This is a genomic window from Collinsella aerofaciens, assembly GCF_025289055.1.
Taxonomy (GTDB): Bacteria; Actinomycetota; Coriobacteriia; order Coriobacteriales; family Coriobacteriaceae; genus Collinsella.
The window spans coordinates 1-17,132 of sequence record NZ_JAESIQ010000033.1 but is presented as its reverse complement, the minus strand read 5'-3'; the positions used below and the strand labels follow the sequence as shown (position 1 = coordinate 17,132).

Here is a 17,132-nt window from a genome sequence, read left to right as displayed (position 1 = left end):
CGAGCGGGGGCTCCTGTCGTTTCCGTGCCTTCGGATTGGGTCATAGTGTCTGACTCTGCCATTACATCGGTGTTGCCGTGGTTGTTGAGTAGTCATTGGGCGCTTGGCACTTGGGGACGTTCCTTTTGTGCCGGCACCTGGGGACACTCCTTATGTCAAGAGATTGGTGCAAGAGGGATAGATTGCCTTGCATCAATCTAATAAGTTGCGGTGAGATAGTTCTTGAATTGGCTTTTTGAGGGCTAAACAGGAACTATCTCACCGCAACTGCGTTGAGCGTTTTTTTGGCAGCTAGTTTACTTGCTCGCGAACAGCCAGATCAGGATGATCACCAGGATTGCGGCGACGATGCAGACGATGGCGCCGGTGAATTTGATGCGTGAGTCGCGGGTACGCTCGCGCACCGCGTCCTCGGTGGCCTCGAGCTGGGCAACTTCTCGCTCGGTCTCGGCGTGTTCGGCTTTGTCTCGGGCCAAGGATCCTGCAAGCGACTCAGTGATCTCTGGGTGGTCGTGTACTTCGGTCGCCTGCTCGATGATCGACTGCGCATGTGCGGTATCTGCTTGGGCGTTGGCGATGGTCTGCTCCTGGTCGCGGCGTGCCTTGTCCTCGGCGGCGATCTTCTCGCGCAGTTCGCGCTGGCGCGTCGTGGCGGCAGTTTTCGCTGTCTGCAGCTCGTCTCGCGCGGCATCGGCCTCAGTCGTCACGGCTTGGTGTGCGCGTTTGGCTTCGGCAATGGGGGCTTGAGCCTGTTCGACGGCCTGCTCGGCTGCGGCAAGCGAGTGCTCAAGGTCGGCGGTGATGCGCGGGACATCTTCTTCGGCTTTTCGCAGGGCATCTGCCGTGTCGGAGATCTGCATCGAGAGCTCGCTGGTGCGCACCGTATAGTTGGCGGGATTTGCCGAGGGATTGCGTTGCAGCTCGGCATACTCATGACGCAGCGTCTCGAGCTGGGCGCGCGTGGCGTCGACGGTTTGTTGTGCGGCGGCAATGCCGGCGTCTCGCTCGGCCTGCACCTTGTCGCGGATGCGCTTGGAATCCTCAAGACGGCGAACGAGGCGGTTGCCGGTCTCGCGCGAGCTCGCCTCGCGGGCCTCCACGGCATCGAGCGCGGCCTTCAGGCGGAGCTCAGTCGCGTCATCCTCTGTCTTCATTTGTTCGAACTGCCCCTTGAGCTCTGTCGCTTTGGCGGCGTGGGCATCACGGTCAATCTCGGCTGCCGCAGCGGTCTTTTGCGCTGTGGCGATCGCCTGGCGCTGGTCGGCGACGATCTGGTCGTAGCGGCCTGCGATATCCTGGCGCGTCTCGAGTTCCTCGGCCTGATCGGCAATGCGCTGCTCAAGTTCGGCCAGGTGGGCGCGGGCATCGGCAAGTGCCTTTTTCGCGGCGTTCATCTCGCGCATGGCCGAGGCGCCCTGGGCGATAAAGGTGCCCACGGCGTTCGCAGTGTTCGAGACAGCGGTCCCCAGATCGCGGCTCGCGGCGGGGGAGTGCGGGGCGGTCGGGCGAGCGGTGTCGGCAGCGTCCGCATCGGCAGCCTGCGGCGCGGCGATATTGCCGGTACCGCCCTCGACCACAGAAAAGCCTGCTGCGTGCGGATCGACCGCATCGGCGCCAATCGTGGGGTGCTCGAGCTGCAGAAACGAGGGCATGGTGCTGCCCTGGTCGGCAACCGGAGTCTCGCCGGGCACAAAGGTCGAGGCCGCCTCGGCGGCCTCCTCTTCCTCGGCATCGATATCGGCATCGGCGACGGCGTCTTTCATCGCTTTGACAGCATCCATCATGGAGTCCATGACGGCATCGAGCTCTTCTTCCGAAGACACCTCGATGGGGCCCGCTGCTTGCGGGGCGTCGTCCTGTACAGGGGCGTCGTCCTGAGCGGGCGCATCGTCGTTTTGCTCATCGGCGTTTTCTGTTTCGGGGGTTTCCGCCGTAGCGCTTTCGTTCAAGATGGGGTCGTCGATGTCGATACCATCGCAGGTCACAGCGTCAGTATCTGCGGTGACGTCTGCGGAATCATCAATATGCTGTTGAGTCTGGGGGTCCAGCTCGTCTGTCATAGGCATGTGCTCCTCATCGTTGTTTGTCACCCTATGATAAAGTCTCGCGCCGACATCCCGCGCGCCGCAGCAAAGTTTCAAAACGTGTTCGATGGCTCGATCTGATAGCAATAACTCGATCGCTTTATTCAGTTTGTACTTGACAATCCCTTCGCCGAACGACGTGGTGCCGTTCGCCTGCCATGGGCTTTATTTTTCACTTGAAGAAGCTAAAGTTGCATTTCAGCTTTTGGCGCGTGAAGTTGGATGCGCGCAGTCGGCGGGCGTGCCCGTCGCGATTTGAAAGGACTTTGTATGGGACTTTTCACTGGTAAGACCGTGATCGTCACCGGCGGCGGCAAGGCCACGCTTAAGGACGGTTCCGCTGGCTCCATCGGCTACGGCATCGATATCGCATTTGCCAAGGAGGGCGCGAACCTCGTCATCACCGGCCGCAACGTCGCCAAGCTCGAGGCTGCCAAGGAATCCCTCGAGGCCGAGTACGGCGTCAAGGTTCTGCCTGTTCAGGCCGATGTTTCAGCCGGTCAGGACAACGAGGCCGTCGTCCAGAACGTCATCGACAAGGCCATTGAGGAGTTCGGCCGCATCGACGCCGTCGTCAACAATGCTCAGGCCAGCGCCTCGGGCGTGACCATCGCCGATCACACCATGGATCAGTTTAACCTGGCCATTTACTCCGGTCTGTATGCTACCTATCTGTACATGCAGAAGGCCTATCCGCACCTGAAGGAGACCAAGGGCTCCGTGGTCAACTTCGCCTCGGGCGCCGGCCTGTTTGGCAACTATGGCCAGTGCAGCTATGCTGCCGCCAAGGAGGGCATCCGCGGCCTGACCCGCGTTGCCGCCAACGAGTGGGGCAAGGACGGCATCAACGTCAATATCGTTTGCCCGCTTGCTTGGACCGCTGCGCTCGAGAACTTCCAGGATGCCTATCCCGAGGCGTTCAAGGCCAACGTCCACATGCCGCCGGCTGGTCACTACGGCGACGTCGAGAAGGAAATCGGCCGCGTGGTCGTTCAGCTCTGCGGCCCCGACTTTAAGTACATGAACGGCGAGACCGTCACCCTCGAGGGTGGCATGGGCCAGCGTCCTTAGGGGTTACGCGGTTTTACCAAACCGCGTAACCAGTTGACGCTGCAAACCCGCCAGAGCGGCAATCTGACGTTCAACTTCAAGGGCGCGACCAGAAGGTCAGCGCCCTTTCGTTTCACGTCACCTTGCTCGCTCTGGCGGGTTTTCGCTGTCGGTGCCATAACATCGGCGTTGCTGTGGCTGTCGGAAATGATCCGTTGGGGACGGAGGAAAACGGATCATTTTTATCCTGGTGCATTGGTGCATTGGTGCATTGGTGCATTGGTGCAAGGGGGCAGGTTTCCTTTGCACTAGTTTCTGTCGAGTCGGTGCTTCTTGCGGGTTGCCCGTATAATGGTTTGCGTATGAACCGCAACCAAGGAGTTCCAGTTTATGGACCAGAGCCTTTTTAAATTCGACCTGATCGCCGAGGATCCGACGACGCACGCGCGCGCCGGCGTGCTGCACACCCCGCACGGCGACATCGAGACGCCGATCTTTATGCCCGTGGGCACCAAGGCAAACGTCAAGGGCATCCCCACCGAGACCGTTAAGCAGCTCGGTGCGCAGATCGTGCTCGCCAACACCTACCACCTGTCCATGCGCCCCGGCGAGGACACCATCGCCAAGCTGGGCGGACTGCACAAATTTATGAACTGGCACGGCCCCATCCTCACCGATTCGGGCGGTTTCCAGGTCTTTAGCCATAACGACGCCGTTAAGCTCACCGACGAGGGCGTGCGCTTTATCGTCAACGACTACGACGGCCGCCACGTGTTCTGGACGCCCGAGGACAACATGGAAATCGCCATGAAGCTCGGCTCCGATATCTGCATGCAGCTGGACCAGTGCCCGGGCTATCCCGCCACGCGCGCCTACGTTGAGCGCGCGGTGGAGCTGTCGAGTATGTGGGCCGAGCGCTGCTATAAGGCCCACACCCGTGATGACCAGGCACTCTTTGGCATCGTCCAGGGCGGCATGCATCTGGACCTGCGCCTGCGATCGCTGCGCCACCTGGAGGAGTGCGGCGACTTCCCCGGCTACGGCATCGGCGGCTACTCGGTGGGCGAGGACCACGAGACCATGTTCGAGACGCTGGCGCCGCTGGTTTCCGAGTACATGCCTAAGCACAAGCCGCGCTACCTCATGGGCGTCGGCAACCCTACCACGCTCGTGCGCGGCGTGGGCGTGGGTATCGACATGTTCGACTGCGTGCTGCCGACGCGCACCGGCCGCATGGGTACGGCGTTCTCCAGCGAGGGTCGCCTTAACTTCCGTAACGCGCGCTTTGCGCACGACGACGGCCCTATCGACCCCACCTGCACCTGCCCGGTGTGCACGGGCGGCTACAGCCGTGCGCTCATCCGTCACATGGTCACGCAGAAGGAGATGCTCGGCGGTATTCTGCTGTCGATGCACAACATCTACTACCTGCTCAACCTTATGCAGCGTGCCCGCCAGGCCATTATCGAGGGTCGCTACGGCGCGTTTGTGAGCGACTGGATGAACAGCCCTGCGGCGGTGGATTACTAAGAGCGGCGCGGGCGCTTGTGGGGGCGTTCGCGCGGTGTCGAGATCGTGTGCCAATCGACCGCGCGCAACCGGCGCCGGGCATCGCATGCGCCGGCATCGGTTGCCCGACCGCTGACCGATAGCTTGCAAGCGCTTGATGCATCGTGGGTACCATACCGAATAGTTGATGTTCGGGCGGGTGTTTGGCGCATGGCGTCGACCCCGCCCGTTTCTATTTTCGATAGGAGTATCCCATGATTAAGAATGAGAGCGTCGAGGGCGAGCCGGCATACGACGAGACGTACCGCCGCGGTCCCGTGGTCATGCGCGGCCCTATGATTCCCAAGGACAACACCTACGCCAACCTGCTGGCGCCCGAGGAGTCGACCGACTGGCTGCATGCTGATCCGTGGCGCGTGCTGCGCATCCAGGCCGAGTTTGTCGACGGCTTTGGCGCGCTTGCCGAGCTCGGACCTGCGGTGACCATCTTCGGTAGCGCCCGCACGCCCAAGACCGATCCGCTCTACAAGGCGGCGCGCACCGTCGGGCGTAAGATTGCCCAGCGCGGCGTGGCGGTCATCACTGGTGGCGGCCCCGGTATCATGGAAGCGGCCAACAGGGGAGCGGCGAGCGTCAACGGCAAGTCAGTTGGCCTGGGCATCGAATTGCCGCACGAGCACGGGCTCAACAAATACGTGAACCTCGGTATGGACTTCCGCTACTTCTTTGTGCGCAAGACCATGTTCGTCAAATACAGTTCGGGCGCCATCGTGTTTCCCGGAGGTTTTGGCACGCTCGACGAGATGTTCGAGGTGCTCACGCTAGTGCAAACGCACAAGGTCAAGCGCATGCCGCTCGTGCTGGTAGGCAGCGAGTACTGGCAGGGCTTATTCGACTGGCTTAACGGCCCGGTGATGGATGCCGGTATGATCAGCCCGCTCGATCCCGAGCTCGTACACATCACCGACGACCTCAACGAAGCCGTCGACATTGCCCTGAGCGGGTTGATGTAGGGCGAGCGTGCCTGTTGTTGTAGTAATGAGAACGGCAGATTAATGTCATTTAACATCAGCCTGCCATCTAAACTGGGTATACTGATGCAAAAGACGAGAGCGAGGAGGTTGCGTATGTCTACTGCAACGGTTAAGCCTACGACGGTTCGCATCGAAGAGGGGCTCAAGGAGCAGGCGACTGAGTTCTTGGATTCGGTCGGCCTCAGCCTCAATTCCTATCTCAATCTTGCCGTTCGGCAGCTGGTAAATCAGCGAAAGATTCCTTTTGAGATTGTAGGAAGGGCGGAAGTGCCCAACGAGGCGACGAGGCGTGCCATGGTAATCGCCGAAGCTCATGAGTTGGGAATCCTGCCGGACGATAGCCCGTCATTCAACAACGCCGATGAGCTTATGTCATTCCTCGATGAGGGCTAAGCGATGTTTGAGATTAAGGTCGAGGCTCAGTTTAAGGCCGACTACAAGCGAACGATGCAGAGTCATCCGCAGCTAAAAACCGAGTTTAAGGCGGCAGTTGCCGAGCTTGCGGCACATGGTTCGCTTCCGGCGGAGTACGGTGCCCACGAGCTCTCCAACCCGGGCGGCAACTACAACGGGCACATCGACTTCCATCTATCCGACGGCCTGATCGACGTGGTCGTTCTCTACCTGCCGCATAAAACTAATCCGGTGATTCGACTGGTCAGAATGGGTTCGCATCAAGAACTGTTCCAGGGTCCGCTGGGCTGATCGCCGATTTCCAAGTTGCGGTGGAATAGGGATTGATTTGCGGCTGATAAGCCAAAATAAGTCCCTATTTCACCGCAAGTGGTAAAGGTGCCCCTAGTGGATGGACTGGTAGCGGGGGCAGTAGCTGATGGCGATGGCGTCGACGCCTACGTGGGTCGCGATGGTGCAGCCGATGGGGCCGGTGCCGGCGTCTACGTAGTTCTGGCCTGCGAGCGCTTGGTTGACGAGCTCCTGCTCCTCGGTGGCGCCTGTCGTGAGCACGCGCACACTGGAGCCCGGATGCTCGGTCAAAAACTCGAGGCAATCGGCCATGGTGTTGGCAACGATGCGCTTTGCTCCGCGGCCCTTCTTGATGGCCTTGATCTCGCCCGATTTCCACTCCGGCGAAACGGCCAGGCGAATGTTGAGCATTTGGGTGAGATGGCCAGCGAGTTTAGGTGCGCGGCCGTTCTTAACGAGGTTCTCGAGCGTGCGGGGAATCAGCAGCAGGTGTGCGTCGGGCAGCGTCGCGCGGATCTGCACCTCGGTCTCGTCCAAGCTGCGACCGTCCTCGCGCATGGCGGCCGCGTACTCCACCAGCAAGCCCTCGGCGCCCGAGCCGGTGCGCGAATCGATGCAGCGCACGTCGAGCTCGTGGGTCGCGGCCGTCAAGCATGCGTTGGAATAGCAGGCAGACCACTCGCTGCATAGTGAGATAAAGATCGCGCTATCGTGGCCGTCGGCGAGCACGCGGTCAAAGAGCGCCTTGAACTCGCCGGCGCTCGGCTGCGAGGTGTGCGGCAACTGCTCGGAGCCAGCCATGCGGGCGACGTATTCCTCGGCGGTAATCTGTACCTGGTCGAGCAGGTCCTCACCCTCGATAATCACATGCAGCGGAATCACGTAAATGCCGAGCTCTTGGGCACGGGCGGGGGAGATGTCCGACGTGGAGTCGGTTATGATGGCAAAAGACATAATTGCACCTTTCGTTGGGGCGCTTGCGCGCCGCCTTCTGAGAGCAAAGTGCGACAAGTATAGTAGAGTCGTTCCACATTACTAGGTTCAATTGTTGAATAGTCAACAGTTTGAAGTGTCGGTGTGGAAATCGTCAACTGGGGAAGAGGAATGCCGATGGAGGCACTGGAGATACGCAGGCGGCCGGTCGTGTTGTTTGATTTCGATGGCACGGTGGCGGATACGGGCCGGGCGGTAATGACCTCGACGCGCAAGACGCTGGCTGCGCGCGGGTTTTCGGAGGCGCAGATGGGTGACCTGCGCCGCATGATCGGGCCGCCCCTGTGGAAGAGCTTTCACGACTTTTACGGCTTTTCCCGCGAGGAGTCGCTGGTGGTGGCCGACGAATATCGTGCCTTTTTTGATGAGCTGGGACCGGAAGAGTATCCCGTGTTCGATGGAATCCCCGAGCTGCTCGATGGCCTTGTCGCGCAGGGGCATCGCTTGGCCGTGGCGACGTCACGCATGGAGGCAAAGTGTATCGACATGGTGGGCGAGCTGGGGCTTTCGCAGTTTGAGGCGGTGGTTGGCATGAATCCACCGCAGGGGCGCGAGACCAAGGCCGATTCGGTTCGCGACGCCCTGGCAGAGCTCGGTGCGACGGCGGGCGATGCCGTGATGATCGGCGATCGCTTTAACGATGTGGAGGGCGCGCACGCGATGGGCGTGCCGTGCATCGGCATCTATTCGGGCGCGGCAGCGCCGGGGGAGCACGAGGCCGCGGGCGCCGATGCGGTGGTGCACTCGGTGGCCGAGCTTGCTAAACTTTTCGCTATCTAATAGACATAATGTGAGGGGCGGGCGTACCCGTCGCTCATTGGTAAGGAGGTCGTCCATGAATCAGGTGGAGCAGAGCGTCGCTGAGTATGTCGACGAGGTCTGGGAGGATGTCGTCGCTGATATCGAGCAGCTGGTGAGTTATCCTTCCGTGGCAGTTTCTGCCGATGCGGAGCCCGGCGCGCCGTTTGGCCGCCCGGTCCGTGACGCGCTCGATTGCGCGCTCGGCATCGCGCAGAAGCTCGGCTATCAGACGAGCGACGACGAGGGCTATGTGGGAATCGCCGATATCCCGGGCCGCGGCGACAAGCAGCTCGCGACTATCTGCCACGTGGACGTGGTTCCCGCCGGCCCTGGCTGGAACACCGATCCGTTCGCGATGGGGCGTCGCGAGGGCTGGTTGCTCGGTCGCGGCGTGATTGACGACAAGGGCCCGGCGGTGTTGTCGCTTTATGCCGGCGCGTACCTGCTCAAGCACGGCATTGTGCCGCGCTATACCTTCCGCGCGCTGCTGGGCTGCGATGAGGAAGTGGGCATGTCCGACGTTCACCATTATCTGGAGAACCACGCAGACCTCGACTTTTTGTTTACGCCCGATGCCGAGTTCCCGGTCTGCAATGCCGAGAAGGGCCAGTTTGGGGCGACGTTTGTGAGCTCTAAGATCGATGGAGGGCGCATTGTGTCCTGGAGCGGTGCCGAGGCGAGCAACGCCATTCCATCGCAGTCTATTTGCGAGCTCGCGATTGCCGCCGATGAGCTGCCGGCGCCGGTCGAGAACGCCGATCGTTTGGAGATCACAGCGCTCGATAACGGCCATGCGCAGATTTTCGCCCACGGCATTGGCGGTCATGCCTCGATGCCCGAGGGAACGATCAATGCCGTCGGCCTGGTCGTGGCGTATCTGCGCGAGGCCGAGGACGCGTTTGGTGCCCGTGACGAGCGCTTGCTGACGCCTGCCGAGCACGAGTTTGTCAAGTTTTTGGCCTTTGTGCATGCGGACGCCTATGGCCGCGGCCTGGGCATCGATGCGACGAGCCCGGCGTTTGGCCCGCTCACCTGCAACCCCGGCGTCATCCGTGTGGTGGATGGTCACATTGAGCAGGTCATCGACGTGCGCTTCCCCGATAGCACGAGCGCCGATACCATCCGCGAGCAGCTCGAGCCGCTCGTGGGGCGCTTTGACGTGACGTGTCGCGTGGGTCATGCAAAGGTGCCGTTCTCGGTCTCTGCCGACGATCCTGCCGTGAAGGCGCTTATCGATACCTATAACGAGTTTACGGGCAAGCACGCCGAGCCCTTTGCCATGGGCGGTGGCACCTACGCGCGCAACTTCGCGCGCGCCGTGTCGTTTGGTCCTGAGGAGACCGGTCTGGAGCTGCCCGCGTGGGGCGGCCAGATGCACGGCCCCAACGAGTGCGCCAATGAGGAACAGCTCAAGCAAGCGCTCAAGATTTACATCGTGGCAATCCTGCGCTTGAATGAATTAGAGCTTTAAGGTTTCGCGGTTTCCCAATCTAAGTTGCGGTGGAATAGTTCCTAGAATGGGCCATTTGATGGCCAAGCAGGCACTATTTCACCGCAACTTTGTTTTTATTGGTGTAAAAGGCTGGCCATGTTCGGCGCTGGATTGTTATCCGTTTGTAAAGGCTGGACAGAGCTTGCGGTAAGGGTCTATCAGATGCCCGTAAGAAACCGCAGTTGGCGCGGGCGCTGCCCGATCGAGGTCGTATCTTTCCAAACAGCAAAGCGGGCGGGGTGCCCGCGAGTCGCATGTATGAAAGGAAGATCATGCTCGATCAGGCTTATTCTCGTCGTCAGTTCCTCGGCCTCGCTGGTGGTCTTGCCAGCATCGTCGGTCTCGGTCTCGTTGGTTGCGGCGGCTCCGGCGCATCCGACGCCGCCGACAAGGGTAGCGCCGCTGCTGCCGAGTCCGTCTCCGGCGAGGTGACCTACGACGGCGCCTCCTCGTTCCAGGCTCTCGTCGAGGCCGCTGCCGAGAAGTTCATGGATGCCAACCCGGACGTCTCCGTCTCCGGCTCGGGTAACGGTTCGGGCAAGGGCCTGACCGCTGTTGCCGCCGGCACCGTCACCATCGGCAACTCCGACGTCTTCGCCGAGACCAAGCTCGAGGCCGACCAGGTCAAGAACCTCGTCGACCACGAGGTTGCCGTCGTGGGCATGGGTCCCGTCGTCTCCAAGAACGTGACGGTCGACGACCTGTCCCTCGAGCAGCTCAAGGGCATCTTCTCTGGCCAGATCACCAACTGGAAGGAGGTCGGCGGCGACGACGCCACCATCGTCGTCCTCAACCGCAAGGCCGGCTCCGGCACCCGCGCCACCTTCGAGGCCGCCGTCTTTGGCGACGAGGCCGTCGACTTTAAGGGCGACGCCGAGCTCGACAAGTCCGGCGACGTCCAGACTCAGATGGGCAGCACCGATAACGCCATCTCCTACCTCGACTTCTCGCACTTCGATGACTCCAAGTTCAACGCCATCAAGGTCGAGGGCGTCGAGCCCAAGAGCAAGAATGTCACTGATGACTCCTTCAAGATCTGGGCTACCGAGCACATGTACTGCTCCAAGGACGCCGACGAGGCCACCAAGGCCTTCCTGGAGTTCATGCTTTCCGACGACGTCCAGGGCAAGCTCGTCGAGGAGCAGGGCTTCATCCCCGTCTCTGCCATGAAGGTCGTCAAGGACGCCAGCGGCAAGGTCTCTGCTAAATAAGTAATCGCCCCGGAAAGGTTTGCAATGGCAAAACAGCTGCCAAAGCGCGACCTTGAGAACGTGGGCCTGGGCGTCACGGGCGCGTGCGTAGCGCTCGTGACGCTTGTCGTTGCCGCGCTCATCTTTATGGTCGCCCAAAAGGGCCTCTCGGCTTTTGTCAAGGACGGCGTCTCGGTCGTCGAGTTTTTCACCGGCACCAAGTGGGACCTGGCCAACACAGCCGAAAACGGCCTGCCCTATACCGGCGCCCTGCCCCTGATCGTCACCTCGTTTGCGGTCATGGTGCTCTCCACGCTTATCGCGCTGCCCATCGCCATCGGCTCTGCCATCTTTGCGGTCGAGATTAGCCCTAAGTTTGGCTCTAAGATCTTTCAGCCGCTCATTGAGCTTTTGACCGGCATCCCCTCGGTCGTCTTTGGCCTGATCGGTTTTCACGTGGTCGTCGGTCTTATGAAGAGCGTTTTCCATGTGAGCACGGGCCTGGGCATCTTGCCCGGCGCCATCGTGCTGGCGGTCATGATTCTGCCGACGATGACCACGCTTTCGGTCGATGGCCTGCGCGCCGTGCCCGACGGCTACCGCCAGGGCTCGCTCGCGCTGGGCTACACCCGCTGGCAGACCATCTGGCACGTGGTGCTCAAGTCCGCCATGCCGTCGCTCATGACCGCGGTTATCTTGGGCATGACCCGCGCCTTTGGCGAGACGCTCGCCGTGCGCATGGTCATCGGCGGCATCGAGGCCATGCCGACGTCGCTGCTGTCGCCGGCTTCGACCATCACCACCACGCTCACCACGTCCATGGCAGTCTATGCCGAGGGCTCGGCCCAGGACGATGTTCTGTGGGCACTCGGCCTGCTGCTGATGGGCATGAGCCTCATCTTCATCCTGATCATCCATCTCATTGGCCGCAAGGGGGCGAAGGCTCGTGGCTAGCACGCGCATCCACATCGACGAGGCGAGGCTCGGGCGTGTCCAAAAACAGGATCGCATCGCCACGGGCGTGCTGACGGCGATCGTCGCCATCGTCATGCTTATCGTCATCTCCATGGTGGCCTATATCCTGTTCGAGGGCATCTCGACGCTGTTCCAGCCGGGCTTTCTCACAGAGCCGTCGCGCGCCAACGGAACGCAGGGCGGCGTGCTCTACCAGCTGTTCGACTCGTTCTACCTGCTGCTGATCACTCTGATCATCTCGGTGCCCATCAGCCTAGGCGGAGCGGTCTTCCTGGTTGAGTACGCGCCGAATGGGCCCATCCGCGACATCGCCTCCACCGCCATCGAGACGCTGTCCTCGCTGCCCTCCATCGTTGTCGGCATGTTCGGTTTCCTGGTGTTCTCGGTGCAGCTGGGCTGGAAGTACTCCATCATCTCCGGCGCCGTCGCTCTCACCATGTTCAATATCCCCATCCTGGTGCGCGTGATTCAGCAGGCGCTCGAGGACGTGCCACAGGCCCAGCGCGATGCATGCCTGGCCATGGGCCTTACCCGCTGGGAGGCCACGCTGCACATCCTGATTCCCGAGGCCATGCCCGCCATCGTGACCGGCATCGTGCTTTCGGCCGGCCGCGTCTTTGGCGAGGCCGCGGCGCTGCTCTTTACCTCGGGTATGAGCTCGCCGGTTCGCCTGAACTTCTTGAGCTTTAACCTGTCGAGCCCCACCTGCGCCTGGAACGTGTTCCGCCCCGGTGAGTCGCTCGCCGTGCACATCTACAAGATCTATGGCGAGGGCAGCCCCGAGGCCCAGCAGATCGTCTGGGGCACCGCCGCACTGCTGATGATCTGCGTGCTGCTGTTTAACGTAATCGCCCGCATCGTGGGCAAGCAACTGGCAAGGAAGATGACGGCCGAATGAGCGAGATGAATGCAACGCCCGCAACCGAGGCGGCCACGTCCGAGACCCAGGACTTTCTGTCGAGTGTGGGGGAGAGCGAGAAGCGCGTTCGCGTGAGCGGCAGGGCCGTGAGCGACGAGGTCGTGCTCTCCACCAAGGACGTCAACGTGTACTATGGCGACCACCATGCCCTGCACAATACGTCGCTCGACTTTCACAAGGGCGAGATCACGGCGCTCATCGGGCCTTCGGGCTGCGGTAAGTCGACCTTCTTGCGTAGCCTCAACCTTATGAATCGCGAGATTCGCGGCTGCCGCGTGGAGGGCGAGATCAACTACCGCGGGCGCAACGTGAATACCAAGACCGAGAACACCTACGAGCTGCGCCGCTCCATTGGCATGGTGTTCCAGCAGCCCAACCCGTTCCGCAAGTCCATTCGCGACAACATTACATTTGCGCCTAGGCGTCACGGCATCACCGACCGCGACGAGCTTGATCGTATGGTCGAGGAGAGTCTGCGCGGCGCGGCACTGTGGGACGAGGTCAAGGACAAGCTCGACAAGAGTGCCTACGCGCTTTCGGGCGGCCAGCAGCAGCGTCTGTGCATCGCGCGCACGCTGGCGCTCAATCCCGACGTGATCCTGTTTGACGAGCCCTGCTCGGCGCTCGACCCCATCTCGACGCTGGCGATCGAGGACCTGATGTCGTCGATCGTTGCCGACCGCGCCATCGTCATCGTGACGCACAACATGGAACAGGCGTCGCGTGTGTCCAACCGCACGGCGTTCTTCTACATGGGCGATATGGTCGAGTACGACGAGACTGACGAGATTTTCCAACGGCCCAAGGATCAGCGGCTGAACGATTACCTCACCGGCATGTTCTCCTAGTCCGGGACATGCTTGAGGCCCGCGGTGGCCACGGTCGCCACGGGACTGATTGGAGAGGCGGGTCATCTCTTGCGGGAGATGGCCCGCCTTTTTGCTCTGCGACCGAAACGACCGCCACAAAGGGGACAGGCGCCTTCGTGGTGGTTTGGGGTGGGGCTCGCTGCTATCATTGACAACGTTGAATTTCTACGAAGGAGCAGGGCATATGGCGATTCTTTTGGGATGCGATTCCGTCAGCCTAGAGTTTCCCACCAAGCATATTTTCGATAGCGTTACGCTCGGCGTGGGCGAGGGCGACCGTATTGGTATTGTCGGTAAAAACGGCGACGGTAAGTCGACGCTGCTGAGCGTGCTCGCCGGCACGTTGGAGCCCGACGACGGGCGCGTGACGCACCGTCGCGGCACGACGATCGGTCTGCTCGGCCAAAAGGACAACCTGGTCGATACCGACACCGTGCATCATGCCGTCGTGGGCGACACGCCCGAGTATGAGTGGGCGTCGAGTCCGCGTACGCGCCAGATTCTGGCTGGCCTTATTAGCGATGTGCCTTGGGAGGGCACGGTGGGCGAGCTTTCGGGCGGCCAGCGCCGTCGCGTGGACCTCGCGCGCCTGCTGATCGGCGACTATGACGTGCTCATGCTCGACGAGCCCACCAATCACCTGGACATGCGCACCATCAACTGGCTCGCGCGTCACTTAAAGGCCCGCTGGCAGCGCGGCCAGGGCGCGATGCTCGTGGTCACGCACGACCGCTGGTTCTTGGACGAGGTCTGCACCAGTATGTGGGAGGTCCACGACGGCCAGGTCGATCCCTTCGAGGGCGGCTACTCCGCATATATCCTTCAGCGCGTGGAGCGCGACCGCATGGCCGCGGTTACCGAGGAGCGCCGTCGCAACATGGCGCGCAAGGAGCTCGCGTGGCTGAGCCGCGGCGCCCAGGCGCGTTCCACTAAGCCCAAGTTTCGCGTTGATGCCGCTCGCGAGCTGATCGCCGACGTGCCGCCCGTGCGTGACGAGCTGGAGCTCAAGCGCCTCGCCGTGAGCCGCCTAGGCAAGCAGGTTATCGATGTGGTCGACGTGGACGCCGGCTATGCGGATGTCGATGGCGCGCCCAAGCGGGTACTCTCCGACGTGACCTGGCTCATTGGTGCGGGCGACCGCTATGGTCTTTTGGGCGAGAATGGCGCTGGCAAGTCGACGCTGCTTGATGTGATCCAGGGCAAAATTGCGCCCACGCGCGGCCGCGTGAAGATTGGCCAGACGGTACGCTTTGGCGTGCTGTCGCAGCAGCTCGAGGAGCTCGAGCCCTACATGGGCGACACGATCCGCGAGGTGCTCAGCAACTATAAGAAGTACTACGTCATCGACGGCAAGGAGACTTCGCCCGAGAAGCTCTGCGAGCGCCTGGGATTTACGACGCAGCAGCTCTGGAGCCGCATCGGCGATCTTTCGGGCGGCCAGCGCCGTCGCCTGTCGCTGCTGCTGACGATCCTGGACGAGCCCAACGTGCTCATCCTGGACGAGCCCGGCAACGACCTGGATACCGACATGCTCGCGATTGTCGAGGACCTGCTCGACGGCTGGCCCGGCACGTTGATCCTGGTGACACACGACCGCTTCTTGATGGAGCGCGTGACCGACCAGCAGTGGGCACTGCTCGATGGCCATCTGACGCATATGCCCGGCGGCGTCGACCAGTACCTGCGCCTGTGCAACGCCACGGCCGAGGGCGAGCCCGTGGGCGCGCCGAGCGCCAAGACCGGCACGTTCGACACCGGCGCCGCAGCGGTTGCGGCCGAGAAGCCCAAGACGAGCGGGCAGCCCAACGGTCTTTCCAATGCCGAGCGCCAGAAGCTCCGCCGCGAGGTGAGCTCGCTCGAGCGCAAGATGGAGACGCAGCGCGCCCGCGTGGAGGAGGCCGAGGCCGCCATGGCCCAGGTCGATCCCACCAACTACACGGCGCTGGGCGAACAGCAGGCAAAGATCGACGAGGCCCACGCCGCCATGGACGAGCTGGAGATGGCGTGGCTTGAGGCGAGCGAAAAGCTCGAGGGCGAGGAGTAGACGAGGATGATCAAAGCCGCGTTTTTCGATATCGACGGCACGCTGCTGAGCTTTAAGACCCACCGGATTCCGGCGTCGGCGCAGCAGGTGCTCGACAGTTTTCACGAGCAGGGGATTGCATGCGTGATTGCTACGGGTCGTCCGACCTACCAGATGCCCGATTGGCTGTTCAACTTGGGTTGGGATGCGTACATTACGCTTTCGGGCCAGCACTGCTTTGATGCCGAGGGCGTCTACCGCAGCTGCCCGATTGACCCGGACGACGTCGCGGTGATTGTGGACCAGGTGGCGCAGGGGCGCTATGACTCGCTGTGCATGCAGGGCGAGAACTCGTTTGTGAACCGCCTGTCCGAGCGCGTGGTGACTGCCGGCAGCAATGCGGGAATCGTCTACCACGAGGAGCCGTTTGACCATGCCTTCGATGCGCCGGTCTACCAGTTCTGCGCCTTTGTGGATCCGGCCGACGAGCATATCGTGACCGACGCCGTGTCGCATTCGCTCACCACGCGCTGGTGCGACCTGTTCTGCGACATTATTCCCGCTAACGGCGGCAAGGACCTGGGCGTGGCGGCGACGCTGGAGCGCCTGGGCATCGACGCGAGTGAAGCGATTGCCTTTGGCGACGGCGAGAACGACCTGTCGATGTTCTCGGCCGTGGGCACAAGTGTGGCCATGGGCAACGCGCAGGATACCGTGAAGGCCGCGGCGACCTATGTGACGACTGCCGTGGACGACGACGGCATCTACAACGCCGCGAAGTACTTTGGACTGTTATAGCTGCGGCTCGGCACTTGGGGACGTTCCTTATCTGCCGGCACCTGGGGACACTCCTTGCGGGGCGTCCCCATTTTGTTTTCGTCCCGCACGTTTTGTGAAACACGGCTAACTTTTAGGCAAAGTAGTAAGACATGGGCAACTTTTGCGGTAAAGTAAGCTGTGAAAAGTATCCAAAGGCTAACTAGCAATCATCGCGAAAGGCGGCCCATGGCCCTACGTGAATCCGGAGAAGACTATCTCGAATCGATCTACGTTCTGTCGGAACGTCAGGGCATCGTGCGCTCGATCGACGTTGCGGAGTACCTCGGCGTAACCAAGGCGAGCGTCTCTAAAGCCATGGCGACGCTGGAGGACAGCGGCTATGTCGAAATGGGCAAGCGCGACGTTCATCTGACGGAACGCGGTCTTGAGGTTGCCCGTCAAATGTGGGAGCGCCATTGCTTTTTTTGTAGGGCTGCTAGAGGACGCAGGCGTAGCGCCCAAGGTTGCCTCGCAAGAGGGCTGCCACATGGAGCACTGCCTGAGCGAGGAAAGCTTCGAGAAACTGAGGGCGATGCTGAATCGGGGCGAGGCGACGGGCCAAGCGGCGGAATCCTAACGAACCCCAGTAGCGCGGAGTTCGCGCAAAGCGCGAACCAGACACTATGACCCAATCCGAAGGCACGGAAACGACAGGAGCCCCCGCTCGTG

The 17,132-nt window shown here is 61.6% G+C and carries 16 protein-coding genes; 14 read left to right on the top strand and 2 right to left on the bottom strand.

Annotation, left to right across the window (positions count from 1 at the left end; translation table 11 throughout):
• Nucleotides 1-296 precede the first annotated feature (296 nt).
• Nucleotides 297-2,060, bottom strand: a complete 1,764-nt coding sequence (locus JMJ97_RS09155) for a coiled-coil domain-containing protein (RefSeq protein ID WP_260700056.1) — start codon at nt 2,058-2,060, stop codon at nt 297-299.
• Nucleotides 2,061-2,354: 294 nt separating this feature from the next.
• On the opposite strand from JMJ97_RS09155, the gene JMJ97_RS09150 reads away from it, so the two are divergent.
• The 5 genes from JMJ97_RS09150 (at nt 2,355) to JMJ97_RS09130 (ending at nt 6,382) form a co-directional block, all read left to right on the top strand.
• Nucleotides 2,355-3,155 carry an SDR family NAD(P)-dependent oxidoreductase gene (locus JMJ97_RS09150; RefSeq protein WP_006235414.1) on the top strand — a complete coding sequence of 267 codons (801 nt, stop codon included), beginning with the start codon at nt 2,355-2,357 and terminating at the stop codon, nt 3,153-3,155.
• A gap of 369 nt (nt 3,156-3,524) precedes the next feature.
• On the top strand, nt 3,525-4,664 hold the full coding sequence (tgt, locus tag JMJ97_RS09145) for a tRNA guanosine(34) transglycosylase Tgt (RefSeq protein WP_260700054.1): 1,140 nt from the start codon (nt 3,525-3,527) through the stop codon (nt 4,662-4,664).
• A 233-nt stretch (nt 4,665-4,897) separates the two neighbouring features.
• A complete protein-coding gene (locus JMJ97_RS09140; RefSeq protein WP_260700053.1) occupies nt 4,898-5,656 on the top strand; it encodes an LOG family protein in 759 nt (252 codons plus the stop codon).
• A gap of 114 nt (nt 5,657-5,770) precedes the next feature.
• Nucleotides 5,771-6,070 (top strand): type II toxin-antitoxin system RelB/DinJ family antitoxin, encoded by a 300-nt coding sequence (locus tag JMJ97_RS09135; RefSeq protein WP_260700052.1) that lies wholly within the window; start codon nt 5,771-5,773, stop codon nt 6,068-6,070.
• Between the two features lie 3 nt (nt 6,071-6,073).
• On the top strand, nt 6,074-6,382 hold the full coding sequence (locus JMJ97_RS09130; protein ID WP_260700051.1) for a type II toxin-antitoxin system RelE/ParE family toxin: 309 nt from the start codon (nt 6,074-6,076) through the stop codon (nt 6,380-6,382).
• Nucleotides 6,383-6,475: 93 nt separating this feature from the next.
• Here JMJ97_RS09130 and JMJ97_RS09125 read toward each other — a convergent pair whose 3' ends face one another.
• Nucleotides 6,476-7,336, bottom strand: a complete 861-nt coding sequence (locus JMJ97_RS09125; RefSeq protein WP_260700050.1) for a DegV family protein — start codon at nt 7,334-7,336, stop codon at nt 6,476-6,478.
• Between the two features lie 156 nt (nt 7,337-7,492).
• Here JMJ97_RS09125 and JMJ97_RS09120 point away from each other — a divergent pair, with 156 nt between their 5' ends.
• The 9 genes from JMJ97_RS09120 to JMJ97_RS09620 all read left to right on the top strand — a co-directional run bounded on the left by JMJ97_RS09120 (nt 7,493) and on the right by JMJ97_RS09620 (nt 17,090).
• The gene (locus JMJ97_RS09120; RefSeq protein WP_260700048.1) at nt 7,493-8,155 is read left to right on the top strand and encodes an HAD hydrolase-like protein; all 663 of its coding nucleotides are present in this window, start codon (nt 7,493-7,495) and stop codon (nt 8,153-8,155) included.
• 55 nt (nt 8,156-8,210) lie between these two features.
• Nucleotides 8,211-9,647: a M20 family metallopeptidase gene (locus JMJ97_RS09115; RefSeq protein ID WP_260700047.1), complete on the top strand. Its 1,437-nt coding sequence runs from the start codon at nt 8,211-8,213 to the stop codon at nt 9,645-9,647.
• A 293-nt stretch (nt 9,648-9,940) separates the two neighbouring features.
• The gene (locus JMJ97_RS09110) at nt 9,941-10,879 is read left to right on the top strand and encodes a phosphate ABC transporter substrate-binding protein (protein WP_260700045.1); all 939 of its coding nucleotides are present in this window, start codon (nt 9,941-9,943) and stop codon (nt 10,877-10,879) included.
• 24 nt (nt 10,880-10,903) lie between these two features.
• On the top strand, nt 10,904-11,812 hold the full coding sequence (pstC, locus tag JMJ97_RS09105) for a phosphate ABC transporter permease subunit PstC (protein ID WP_006235426.1): 909 nt from the start codon (nt 10,904-10,906) through the stop codon (nt 11,810-11,812).
• Nucleotides 11,805-12,731, top strand: a complete 927-nt coding sequence (gene pstA / locus JMJ97_RS09100; protein ID WP_239057656.1) for a phosphate ABC transporter permease PstA — start codon at nt 11,805-11,807, stop codon at nt 12,729-12,731. The genes pstC and pstA overlap by 8 nt, the downstream gene beginning before the upstream one ends.
• Entirely contained in the window at nt 12,728-13,600 is an 873-nt protein-coding gene (gene pstB / locus JMJ97_RS09095; protein WP_260700043.1) for a phosphate ABC transporter ATP-binding protein PstB, read from the top strand. The genes pstA and pstB overlap by 4 nt, the downstream gene beginning before the upstream one ends.
• Before the next feature lie 205 nt (nt 13,601-13,805).
• A complete protein-coding gene (locus JMJ97_RS09090; RefSeq protein WP_260700041.1) occupies nt 13,806-15,665 on the top strand; it encodes an ABC-F family ATP-binding cassette domain-containing protein in 1,860 nt (619 codons plus the stop codon).
• 6 nt (nt 15,666-15,671) lie between these two features.
• Nucleotides 15,672-16,442: a Cof-type HAD-IIB family hydrolase gene (locus JMJ97_RS09085; RefSeq protein WP_260700039.1), complete on the top strand. Its 771-nt coding sequence runs from the start codon at nt 15,672-15,674 to the stop codon at nt 16,440-16,442.
• A 207-nt stretch (nt 16,443-16,649) separates the two neighbouring features.
• On the top strand, nt 16,650-17,090 hold the full coding sequence (locus JMJ97_RS09620) for a metal-dependent transcriptional regulator (RefSeq protein WP_338404624.1): 441 nt from the start codon (nt 16,650-16,652) through the stop codon (nt 17,088-17,090).
• Nucleotides 17,091-17,132: the final 42 nt, after the last annotated feature.

What these genes read in the sequence shown, in the direction of transcription:
- JMJ97_RS09085 (WP_260700039.1), top strand. Translation starts at nt 15,672, where the DNA reads ATGATCAAAGCCGCGTTTTTCGATATCGACGGCACGCTGCTGAGCTTT.
- JMJ97_RS09130 (WP_260700051.1), top strand. Translation starts at nt 6,074, where the DNA reads ATGTTTGAGATTAAGGTCGAGGCTCAGTTTAAGGCCGACTACAAGCGA.
- JMJ97_RS09120 (WP_260700048.1), top strand. Translation starts at nt 7,493, where the DNA reads ATGGAGGCACTGGAGATACGCAGGCGGCCGGTCGTGTTGTTTGATTTC.
- JMJ97_RS09135 (WP_260700052.1), top strand. Translation starts at nt 5,771, where the DNA reads ATGTCTACTGCAACGGTTAAGCCTACGACGGTTCGCATCGAAGAGGGG.
- JMJ97_RS09115 (WP_260700047.1), top strand. Translation starts at nt 8,211, where the DNA reads ATGAATCAGGTGGAGCAGAGCGTCGCTGAGTATGTCGACGAGGTCTGG.
- JMJ97_RS09150 (WP_006235414.1), top strand. Translation starts at nt 2,355, where the DNA reads ATGGGACTTTTCACTGGTAAGACCGTGATCGTCACCGGCGGCGGCAAG.
- JMJ97_RS09090 (WP_260700041.1), top strand. Translation starts at nt 13,806, where the DNA reads ATGGCGATTCTTTTGGGATGCGATTCCGTCAGCCTAGAGTTTCCCACC.
- pstB (WP_260700043.1), top strand. Translation starts at nt 12,728, where the DNA reads ATGAGCGAGATGAATGCAACGCCCGCAACCGAGGCGGCCACGTCCGAG.
- JMJ97_RS09155 (WP_260700056.1), bottom strand. Translation starts at nt 2,060, where the DNA reads ATGACAGACGAGCTGGACCCCCAGACTCAACAGCATATTGATGATTCC.
- JMJ97_RS09110 (WP_260700045.1), top strand. Translation starts at nt 9,941, where the DNA reads ATGCTCGATCAGGCTTATTCTCGTCGTCAGTTCCTCGGCCTCGCTGGT.
- JMJ97_RS09140 (WP_260700053.1), top strand. Translation starts at nt 4,898, where the DNA reads ATGATTAAGAATGAGAGCGTCGAGGGCGAGCCGGCATACGACGAGACG.
- JMJ97_RS09125 (WP_260700050.1), bottom strand. Translation starts at nt 7,336, where the DNA reads ATGTCTTTTGCCATCATAACCGACTCCACGTCGGACATCTCCCCCGCC.
- pstC (WP_006235426.1), top strand. Translation starts at nt 10,904, where the DNA reads ATGGCAAAACAGCTGCCAAAGCGCGACCTTGAGAACGTGGGCCTGGGC.
- JMJ97_RS09620 (WP_338404624.1), top strand. Translation starts at nt 16,650, where the DNA reads ATGGCCCTACGTGAATCCGGAGAAGACTATCTCGAATCGATCTACGTT.
- tgt (WP_260700054.1), top strand. Translation starts at nt 3,525, where the DNA reads ATGGACCAGAGCCTTTTTAAATTCGACCTGATCGCCGAGGATCCGACG.